Annotated in this window: 7 protein-coding genes; 2 read left to right on the top strand and 5 right to left on the bottom strand. The window is 70.2% G+C overall.

Annotated features, from left to right (window positions below; translation table 11 throughout):
• On the top strand, window positions 1-209 hold a 209-nt coding region (locus U1839_RS24345; protein WP_332806154.1), incomplete at its 5' end, for a hypothetical protein.
• Window positions 166-624 carry an SMI1/KNR4 family protein gene (locus tag U1839_RS24340; RefSeq protein ID WP_332806153.1) on the top strand — a complete coding sequence of 153 codons (459 nt, stop codon included), beginning with the start codon at window positions 166-168 and terminating at the stop codon, window positions 622-624. The genes U1839_RS24345 and U1839_RS24340, both read left to right, overlap by 44 nt.
• Before the next feature lie 129 nt (window positions 625-753).
• On the opposite strand, the gene U1839_RS24335 is transcribed toward U1839_RS24340, so the two are convergent.
• From U1839_RS24335 to U1839_RS24315, 5 genes are all read right to left on the bottom strand, one after another.
• The gene (locus tag U1839_RS24335) at window positions 754-1,146 is read right to left on the bottom strand and encodes a DUF4280 domain-containing protein (protein ID WP_332806152.1); all 393 of its coding nucleotides are present in this window, start codon (window positions 1,144-1,146) and stop codon (window positions 754-756) included.
• Window positions 1,147-1,277: 131 nt separating this feature from the next.
• Window positions 1,278-2,657, bottom strand: coding sequence for an ATP-binding protein (locus tag U1839_RS24330; RefSeq protein WP_332806151.1), 1,380 nt, complete (start codon window positions 2,655-2,657; stop codon window positions 1,278-1,280).
• Window positions 2,654-6,856, bottom strand: a complete 4,203-nt coding sequence (locus tag U1839_RS24325) for a contractile injection system tape measure protein (RefSeq protein ID WP_332806155.1) — start codon at window positions 6,854-6,856, stop codon at window positions 2,654-2,656. Before U1839_RS24325 ends, U1839_RS24330 begins: the two co-directional genes overlap by 4 nt.
• Before the next feature lie 248 nt (window positions 6,857-7,104).
• The gene (locus U1839_RS24320; RefSeq protein ID WP_332806150.1) at window positions 7,105-8,535 is read right to left on the bottom strand and encodes a hypothetical protein; all 1,431 of its coding nucleotides are present in this window, start codon (window positions 8,533-8,535) and stop codon (window positions 7,105-7,107) included.
• Window positions 8,536-8,926: 391 nt separating this feature from the next.
• Window positions 8,927-10,195 carry a GlcNAc-transferase family protein gene (locus U1839_RS24315; protein WP_332806149.1) on the bottom strand — a complete coding sequence of 423 codons (1,269 nt, stop codon included), beginning with the start codon at window positions 10,193-10,195 and terminating at the stop codon, window positions 8,927-8,929.

Here is a 10,195-nt window from a genome sequence, read left to right as displayed (position 1 = left end):
CGCGCAATCGCCCTGATGGGAGCAACCGGTCTGATCGCGGCGATGCAGCGGTAAGAATGCCCGTGCCGCAGCTCAATGCGCCGCGGCTCAAATGGCGTTTTCACACAGCCTCGGTGGAAAGCGGTCTTTGGTGGATTGGTCCGGCTTATAGTCTATGCCGGCTGCATGACGGCGACGATTCATGCGATATTGCGCACCTACTGGCGTGACGCTGGCGACGAACCCGCCCGTTTTGCGCAGCCGGATATCGCATGTCATGAGATCGAACGCTGTTATCAGGTTCGATTGCCAGAGGACTTCAAGTCCTACTTGGTGCTATCGGCCCCGGAAGAAGATTATTGGGACCGCGAAAATGTGATTTGGTGGTCGCCCGCGAGCATCAAGAACATCCCAAACGAGTATCAAACTGCGGTCAGCGATTCATCAATCGCGGCCGTGGCTGAAAAGTGCCTCTTTTTCGCAGACTATATGGCTTGGTGCTGGGCTTGGGCGATCTGCTGTGACGAAGGCCCCAATCACGGCAAAGTTGCGCTCGTCGGTGGCGCTCCCGACCGATGGGTCGCCGAGAGTTTTACCGAGTTCGTAAACAATTATGTGCGGGACCCAATGTTCATCCACCAATAAATGTCCGATATTGCGGCGATTGCGGCCCGACAGCTTTGAACGCGCAACGTTTCACCGGAAAATTGGTCGTCGGCCGGAGGGCTGCTCGCACAAATTTCCGGCCGGCCATCCGACCACCAACACCCCCCGCTACGGCACCGTTACCGTCATCTGCGCCGGCTGGTTGACGGTGATCACCCCGGCCCAGGCGCACATCAGCTTGCAGTTGGTGTCGAGCGCGGGGAGGTTGGCGATCGTGACGGTCGGCGTGCCGGGCACCCAGGGCGCGGGGATCACCGGCAGGCACGGCATCGGCGTCAGCACGCCGAGCGCGGCGGCGGTAGCCGAGGCGACGGTCGGGTTGGCGATGCTGCTGCACATGCCGAACGGCGTGATATTGACGATCGGGATATTGTCCATGATCGTCCCCGAGGGGAAATTGCACGCCGTCACGCGGTTGACCGGCAGCACGTTGAACGGCGCCGGCGCAGCGCCGAAGCTGCATTGCAGGATCGCGGTGGAGGTTACGTCGGGGGTCGACATGGGTGCGTCCTCAACATGAAGCCCCTCACCTTCAGGGGAGGGGTTGGGGGTGGGGGGTGCCGCAGGCGCGGCGCTCGTGGAGAGCCCCCACCCCAACCCCTCCCCTAAAGGGGAGGGGCTTAGTAAGCCCCTCACCGGCTGACATATTGCCCGTCCTTCTGGCGCTCGCGGCGGATGCCGTCGATCAGGTCGGCGGCGTGGATCACCGGCGGAGTACGCGCCACCGCCATCAGCGCGGCATAGCGCAGCACGTTGATGATCGCGCCGCCGGCCAGCTCATGGTCGCGCGCGATGCGGGCAAAGTCGATGTCGGCGGCGATCTTCACCCCGCGCGCCGCGCCGAAGGTTTCGCGCCACAGCCGCTCGCGCTGGTCGACATCGGGCATCGGGAACAGCACCGCCGACTGGAAGCGCCGCGCGAACGCCTCGTCGAAATGGCTCTGCTGGTTGGTGGCGAGGATCACCACGCCGGGAAAATCCTCCAGCCGCTGGAGCAGATAGGCGATCTGCTGGTTGGCGTGACGATCATTGGCCGAGCTGGCATCGGTGCGCTTGCCGAACAGCGCATCGGCCTCGTCGAAGAACAGGATCCAGTTCTGGTGCTCGGCATGGTCGAACAGCGAGGCGAGGTTCTTCTCGGTCTCGCCGATCCATTTCGACACCACGCGCGACAGGTCGACGCGGTACACCGGCACGTCGACGCGCTTGCCGATCAGCGCCGCGGTCAGTGTCTTGCCGGTGCCCGGCCCGCCATAGAAAAGGCAGCGATAGCCCGGCTTGAGCCGCCGACTGAGGCCCCAATCGTCCATCAGCTTTTCGCGGTGCCGCTGCCACGAGACGATCATCTCGACCTGCTCGCGGACGCGCGTATCGAGCACGAGATCGTCCCACTCCAGCGGCGTGGTGATCGGCGTGGCGGGGAAATCGGCCGAGGCGCGCGCGACGAACTCCGCCCCTTTCAGCAGCAGGTGCAGCCCCGGCGCCGAGACGCGCAGCGCGCCGGCCAGCGGCGGCTCGTCGGGGTGGCGCAGGTCGATCACCAGCACGCCGCGCCGGATCAACGGCGCATCGGGCGCGAAAAGATCGTCAAAGGCGAGCCGCGCGGTCCGATCCTCGCCGGCGAGCAGGAACAAGGCGGTCTCCCCGGTCGGCAGGAAACCGGCATGCGACTGGCCGGTCAGCCCGCCGAACTCGGTGAAGCGCCGCCCGGTCGCCTGGTTGGTGAGCAGGAACGGGTCGAGCGCGGCGGGCGCGAGATAGGGCGCCAGCGCCAGCGCCAGCACCAGCCGCTCGGCGGGTGCGAGGTCGAGTTCGCGGACCAGTTCGGCATAGGGCCCGCTCGCTTTGGCGAGCGACGGCGGACCGGGCGGTTCGGGCGCGTCGTCCCCCTCCCCGCTCTGCCCGCCATAGGCGGCGAAGCGCGCGCTCATCACCGCTTCGAGCCAGGCGAGTTCGCCGGCGACGACGCGGCCATTGGCGGCGAGGCGGCGCGCGGGCAGAGCGGCGTTCACCACGTCACCTGCAACGGCTCGGGCATCCAGCGATGGAGGATCGTCGCGAAGCTCCACGGCACGCGGTCGACCAACACGTCAACGCCCTTGCGCTGGACCTGCAACCGCCAGCTGTCGCCATCGTGGCGCAGGCGGCCGTCGCGCTGCAGGAAGGTCTCGCGCAGCCCGGCATGCGAGGTGCCGGAGATGATCGGCCAGTTGGCGATGACCGCGGTCATCAGGCCGTCGCACATTTCGAGATCGGCCGGCGCGGCGTCGAACGACGGCAGCACCGGCTGCGCGCTGGGCAGGCCACACAGCAACTTGTTGAGCACCAGCTCATGCTCGGGCGCATAGAGCCGCGCATCGACCATATATTGCAGCAGGTGGACCGCGCGCGTCATTGCCTCGATATCGGCGAGGCGTAACTTGCCCTCCGCATCGGTGGTCAGCACGCCGAGCCGGTCGAACAAGGCGGGCAGATAGGGCGAGAACAGCACCAGCCCGGCATTGGCGATGAAGATCGGCTCGCCCGTTTCGGGCGGCGGCTCCTCGGCCGCCGGCTTGGTGGCGGAATCGGCGGGTGGTGGCTGTTTCGACATGGCGCGCCGCGAGGATGGCGGATCGCGCAGCGCGGCGGCAAGCGCTGAATCGCCGGCGGCCTGCGCCAGCCGTGCGGCTTCGGCGCGGAGCGGCGGCGCGGCGCGCTCATCGTCGCCGGCAAAGTCCTGGACGAGCCGGGCAATGCCGCGTCGCACATCGGGCGCCGGCGCGGCGGCGAGTTCGAGCAGCAGCGTCCACAGCTGCGCCTGGTCGAGACGCGGCGCGCCGAAGCTGGCGGTGCGGCGATGCGCCGCGGCGAGCATCATCGCGGCATCGATCCAGCCGCGCGCGGCGCGCGGCGCGAACAGCTGGACGAGCCGGCCGAGCCCTTCGGGCGGCAGCAGCGCGACCCAGCGCGCGCGTGCCGCGGCATTGCCACGCCGGTCGCGCAGATAGGCGACGAGCCGCGCCTCGCCGCGATCCAGTCCTTGCGCGAACCAGCGCGCGAACATTGCGGCCTCGCTGGCGCCCGCCCGCGCTCCGTCGAGCCACGCCACGAGCCGGTCGAGGTCGATGGCATCCGCCGCCACGGCGTCCGGTGCCCGCGGCGTCGCCGATGGCGGCGGCGGCACGACCGGCAGCGGTTCGGCCAGCGCCGCGACATCGAGTTCGGCGCCGTCGAGCACGGCGGCGGCCGCGCGCAGCATGATGTCGCGCCGCGCGGCTGCGGTGCGGCCGGCGAGCAGCCGCGCCAGCGGTCCGCCACCGCGCGTCGCCCAGGGCACGAGCCGCTCGAACAGGCGCTGGCGCGCGGCATCGTCGAGCGGCGCGATCGCGCGGCGCAGCCGTTCGATCACCGCATCGCGCGTGAGGCCGGCGAACAGCCAGGCGAGTTCGGCATCGCTGCGCGTCGCCAGCGCGGCAAGCAGGTCGCGCGGTACGCCGCGCTCGGCTGACCACCATGCCGCGCTGCCATGATCGAGCCAGTGCGCCAGCCGCGCTAGATCGTCGAAGCGCTCGCCGGGGCGGCGGAAGGCGGTGGAAAGATCGACCGTCTCGCCGCGCAACAGACCCACGATCAATGTCGCCGCGTCACTCTGCATCACCGCTGCCGGCAGATCGGGTTCGAGACAGGCGAGGATTTCCTCCGGCAGCAGCCAGTGCAGCAACCGCTCGACCAGCGCCGGGATTTCTGCCGGGGTGGCACGCGCGACGCGGCGCAGCAGCGCGGCGAACCATGGTGCGTCGCTGGTCGCGATCTCGGGCAATTGCTCGCCCATATCGAGCGGCCGCCCGGTGCGCAGGAACAGTTCGACGCGCTGGCGCAGATCGGCATCGCCCCGCGCGGGCGGCGCGGGCAAGGCATCGAGCAGCGCGACGGGGGGCGGCGCACCGTCGAGCCGATCCGCGCCGAGGCGGACGCGTGCTGCGATCTCGTCGCGCGTTGCCGCCCCGGCCTGGGCGATACCGTCGAGCAGATGGCGGGCGAGCGCGCGCGGATCGAAGCGCGTGCCGGCGGTGCGCGCCAGCCACGCCACCGCCAGCGTCCAGGCGAGTCGTTCGAAGCCGGCGGCATCGCGTCTCACCAGCGGCGTCACGGCGTGGAGCCGCGCCAGCGCGGCAAGCTGTGCGGCGACCGCCTCGGCATGGACCGGGTCGAGCGCGGCGAGCAGGCGCTGGCGATCGTGCGGGGCGAGTTCGGCGGCGAGCCGGTCGAGCGCGGCGGGATCGTCGGCGGCCTTGCGCAGCGCCGCCGCCGCCTGTTCGGCCGGGCCGGCGGCGGCGAGCTCGGGCGCCAGCACGGCGGCGAGCGCCGCGCTGCCCGCGACATCGCCGGGGAGCATGGCGGCGCGCAACACGGCCGCGACGCGCGCGCGCATCGCCGACTCGCTGGTGCCCGCCACCCCGGCCAAGGCGCGCAACAGCCGCGTCAGCCAGGCGCGCTGCTGATGGCGGCCGGTCGCGGCAAGCAGATCGGTCAGCGCGAGGCGTTGCAGCAACTGCGCGAATTCGGACCTCGTCCGCGCGAGCAGCGGCGCCATGTCGTGCAGCATCGCGAACAGCGCGAGGTCGGCGGTGATGCCTGCCGCGCTCGCCGGCTTGAGCGCCGCGAGCAGCCGCGCGAACAGGGCAGCATCAATCGCACGCCACAGCGCCGGCCGCGCCGTGCCGCGCAGCAGCGCGAGCAGCAGCGCGACGTCGCCGGCCCGCGCGGCGGCAAGCGCGCGCGCCTCCGTCTCGGACACCGACGCGGCCTGATCGTCCGGTGCGATTTCGTCGAGCAGTTCCCGCAACACGGCCGGAAGCGAAGGGCGCAGCCCCATGCGCGCGCCGACGTTCGCCGCCGCCTCCGCGAGCAAGCGCACCAGTTCGGGATAGGCGATGCCGGCGCGGCGTGCCTCGTGCTCCAGCAGATGCGCGACGAAGCGCCGGCGGTTGAAGCGGGTGCCGGGGTCATGCAGCAGATAAGTCAGCGTCAGCCAGCGCAGGATCGGCTGTGGATCGGCGGCGAACAGCGGCCTTGGCGCGGCGCGCTCGCTTTGCGCGATCTCGTCGAGCAAGGCGAGGATGACATCCGCCGCGTCGGGATCGAGCCGCCGGATCAGGCCGGCGAACAGCGGGTCGTCGAGCGAGCGCACCAGCGCGAGCAGCGCCGGCCGATCGTCGGCGAGGCGGCGGACCAGCGCCACCAGCGCGGCAAAGTCGCCACCGCGCGCGGCCTTGAGCGCGGCGGCGGCATCCATGTCCTCCGCCACCGGCGCGACTTCCGGCGGCGCCGGGACACCGGCCTCGCCGAGCAGCTCAGCCAGCACCGTCGGCAGTGACGAGCGCAGGCCGGTGCGGACCCGCGTCGCGGCGAGCGCCTCGCCGAGCAGGCGCAGCAAGGCGGTATAGTCGATGTCGAGCCGTGCCGCCTCGCGCGCCAGCAGGTGCGCGAGGAAGCGGCGGCGGTTGAACTGCGTGCCCGCGTCACGCAGCAGGAATTCGAGCGTCGCGATCCACAGCAGGCGTTCGAGCGCCGGCTCGGCGAGCCGCGCCAGCGGCGGCGGCACCGGGCGCGCGCGGTGCGCGAGGATGACATCGGCGATCAGCGCGAGGATCACCGCCGCATCGGCCGGCGACAGGGTGGCGAGCAGATCGCGCAGGCCCGCGACCCCGATCTGCACCACCAGCCGTTCGAGTACGCGCTCGTTGCGGCCATGGCGGCGGAGCAGCGCGACCAGCGCTTCGGGCTGTTCGGCGAGCAATGTCGCGAACATCGCGGCGGGGTCGAAGCGTTCGGTGCGCGGCGCCCAGGCTGCGGTGCCGGTAACGAGCCAGGCGGCGAAGCGCTCGCGCAGCGCCGTGGCGGGGTCGATCAGCCGCGCCTCGTCCGACGGCGCGACGCGCGCGCGGTGCAATGCCTCGCCCAGCGCCTCCCCGAGCGCGCGTTCGAGCGCGGCGAGCGCATCGACTTCGAGATGATCGGGCCGCACCTCGCCCAAATCGAGGTCGATCCGCCCGAGCCGCAGCCAGGCGTCGCCCGGCGCCAGCGCATCGCATACCCGTTCGAGCAACGGCGGCATCAACCGCCACGCCAGCGCCTCGATCCGCGGCCGCAACGCCAGCGCGGCATCGGTGTCGGGCAGCGCCGCGCGCAGATCGACCCGCCCGATGCGATGCGACGCGACGGCCATCACGTCGCCGCCCGCCCGCCGGGGGCCGGTGCTGGCATTTTCGCTATGCACGAGGCCGGGTCCGCCATCCCTTCCTGTTGCTCGCACCGGGCAGCTTCCCGATGACATGCGGTCCCGGGGAAATCAGCTCGGGAGTGCCGAGCGGATTGGTGAAGCGCATGCCCCGGCGCGCCTGTGGCGTGGCTTCGGCATCATCGAGATGGTCGTTGGCCCTGCCCTCGAGCGCTGCGCGGTGCCGATATTCCCGATCAACCATCGCCGCCGCCGCGATGCGAAGTGAACCAGCCGTGAAAGTACTGCACGTCGCGGCTCGAGCAGGATTGCGCCGCAAGCCGGGAGAGCTGATCGGCAAAGGCAGCGATGACGTCAGCGCTCGCGCTGTCGTCGGCCAGCACGATCTCCGCGATCCGCTGACGCAGTTTCTCGATCGCAGCGAAATCGTCGTACCGCATGCCCTTCAAGCCATCGGTCCCGGCTTTGTTCCACGCTGGCTCATATTGCTCGACCAAGGGCCTGAGCGCGTCGTACAAGCGCCGCGGGATGACGAAACCGTGTGCCGGAACACGTCCCCCCGCACGCGCGACGAGTTGCCGCACGGCCGATGGCGCTTCGCCCGCCCCGGCGGCGGCATCCCTCGCGGCGAGACTGACGGCACGCTGCGCGCGCTCCAGCTTCTGCTGGAACCGCTCGAAATGCGATATCATGGTGTTGAATATCGAGGCTTCGCGATCCGACAGGGGACCAGTCTTATCACAGAGTACCAGCGTCCACTTGCGCAGGATCGCGATGAATTTCATCGCGTCGTTGAGCAATTCCTCATTGGCTTGGTCGGCCCACACTTCGGCATAGGCGCCGCGATATTGCGAACAGAAATCCATCCGGGTGTAGACATCGCCGAGGATGCGGATGGCCCCGGCGCGATCATCCTCGCGCGCAACCGCACCTTGCTGACGGATCAGATTGCGCGTCACGTCGATGGCACTGCCGCCGGACGAGGCGGCGCCGGATACTGCTGGGGAACCGCCGCTCGGCTGCGGTTGAGCCGCACTGCTCACGACCGGCGGCGGCGGTAGGACGGGTTGCCCGCCGGCTCCGCCGGAAGCCTCATCGATGATGTTGCTGCCGGCAGCGCTTGGACGGGGCGCGGGTGGATCGGGCAATCCGGGCTTGGGCGCCGCCCTTGCCGCGGCGATATGCGCCTCCAACAGCGCCGCGAGCGAAGGCCCGAACCCGGTTTCCGCGATCACCTGGCCATTTTGAATCTCATGCAGGATGCGCGCGCGAACTTCATCGCGATCCGCGTCGTTCATCGCCGCAATCGCACCGCGGACCTGCGCGACGAAGGCCGCCGGGGCGACATATCGCGCATTGGCAGCGTCGTCGGGCTGAATCATCGCGCGATTGATGACGGCGTGAATCGCATGCACGCCGCAATCGCCGTCTGCGTTGGTCGTGACGTGAATTGCCGCTTGTCCCACACCCAGGACGACGTCCCAGTGATTGGCATGCGGATTCAATTGCGCATGGTCCATCCAGTCCGGTTCCTGACCGATGAGATACTGGAAGATATCCGCCTCATAGAGATGCGCGTTCGCGCCGCGCGTATCGGCGATGAACGCATTGACCCATGCTTCGGGAATTTGGTCGCCGCGGACGATTTGCTCCAGCCCCGCGATCACGCGCTGGACCGGCGCGGCGCCGGCCGGAAGGGGCGCAAGCGCCCGTAGCCGCGCCACCGGTGGCGCGGCGTCGAGGGTCGCAGCGAGTTGCGCGAGATACACACCGTGCGGCCCCGCCGTGCCGCGCGGTACCGCATCGCGCGGCGTCGTGACCGCCGGGGCGGCGGCACGCGCCATTGTCGGCACCGCCGCGCTCATGCCGGCAAGCCCGGCTGGCGGCAGGCACGCATGATGCCGAGGCATGACATCACGTCACGCGTTCCGCTCCGGGCGCGCCGCTCGACCGTTCGCGCCAAACGCTCCGTTCGCCTGGTCGGGCGGCCCGCACAGTCGACGACGATCGACCCATCGACCGTAGCGACGAGGAGGGCCAGCGATGTCGCGCCCATCTTCACGCCGCAACCTCGATGACGTCGCCGGCCTGTATGGGCGCGTCGATCGCGCCATCGAGCTTGTCGAGCCAGCGCCCTTCGCGATCGGTCGGCCAGACCGTCCAGCGCGCCGGGGGACGCGCCGACACGAAGCGGCGTTCGAGCACGATCGGCCCCACGCCCGCCGCCAGCACCGCGCGCATCTCGTCGCGGCTGGCGTCGTTGCGGGCGATCTCGACGCCTTCATCGTCGTGGAAACCGACATACCAGAAATGCGGATCGTCGCGCGCCGCCGGCGGCAACGCGCGATGGTCGAGCGCGAGCCGCACCGTCCAGGGCCGTGGTAGCGCGCCGCCCGGAACCGCGCGGCGCGGCGCCGGCGGCGTCTCGCCCGATGCCGCGGCCGGGGTCGCGCTGCACTGGCGGAAGTCGATGCCGGCATAGGCCTCGTAATCCGCCACCGAGCGCTGGTCGCCGCACGCCAGCGGGCCGATCGGGCGCTCGGTCAGGAAGCGCCGCACCCTGTCGAGGCTGACCGCGTCGCGCTCGTGCCAGGCCAGCGCGACGGCGTTGCCGGCGACATGATCGTCCCAATGCTTGGTGCGGCCAACGCGGGTATATTCGTGCCACGCGATATGCGCGCCGGGGTGGAACAGGTCATAGCCGTGCGTGAAGGCGCGCACCGCGAGGCTGATTTCCTCGCCGATAAAATAAAGTTCGGGGTCGTAGGGCACATCGGCGACGAAGCTGCCCGGCGCGAACAGCAGGTGCGCCGAGACGAAGCGTGCGCGGATCGGCGCGCCGTCGCGCTCGGCCGGCGCGATATTGTCGAACTGAAAGGTCGGGATGCCCTGCGGCGTGAAACGGTCGAAACGCATCCGCGTCGGCGCCGGATCGCGCGACAGCGGCGCGGCCGGATCATAGGGCGCGGCATAGGTCGACAGCACCGGCCGCGCCGCGCCGCTGCGCGCGGCCTGATCGAGCAGGATCGCGTCCCATCCTGGCGCGAAGCGGTGGTGCGAATCGAGCTGCAGGAACCAGTCTTCGCCATCGTAAAGCTTCATCAGCTCGGCGCGCGCCCAGCAGGCGCCGCGGCTCTCGCGCCACGGCACGTCGATGATGCGCATCCGATTGCCGTCGAGCGCGGGCGGCGGCGCCTCGCCCTCGCCATGCTGCCAACACACGCCGAAGCGCAGCTCGCCCGGCCAGCGTGCCTGCGCCAGCGCATGCTCGATCGTCGGGACCAGTTCGGGGTCGCGATAGGCCGCGATCGAGATGAAGATCGTCAT

The sequence above is a fragment of the Parasphingomonas halimpatiens genome (assembly GCF_036663795.1).
GTDB lineage: Bacteria > Pseudomonadota > Alphaproteobacteria > Sphingomonadales > Sphingomonadaceae > Sphingomonas.
Note: the sequence above shows the minus strand (reverse complement) of the source record. Positions and strands in the feature narration are given on the sequence as shown.

Excerpts from the sequence above, each read along its gene's own strand:
- U1839_RS24340 (WP_332806153.1), top strand. The coding sequence starts at position 166 with ATGACGGCGACGATTCATGCGATATTGCGCACCTACTGGCGTGACGCT.
- U1839_RS24335 (WP_332806152.1), bottom strand. The coding sequence starts at position 1,146 with ATGTCGACCCCCGACGTAACCTCCACCGCGATCCTGCAATGCAGCTTC.
- U1839_RS24325 (WP_332806155.1), bottom strand. The coding sequence starts at position 6,856 with ATGGCCGTCGCGTCGCATCGCATCGGGCGGGTCGATCTGCGCGCGGCG.
- U1839_RS24315 (WP_332806149.1), bottom strand. The coding sequence starts at position 10,195 with ATGACGATCTTCATCTCGATCGCGGCCTATCGCGACCCCGAACTGGTC.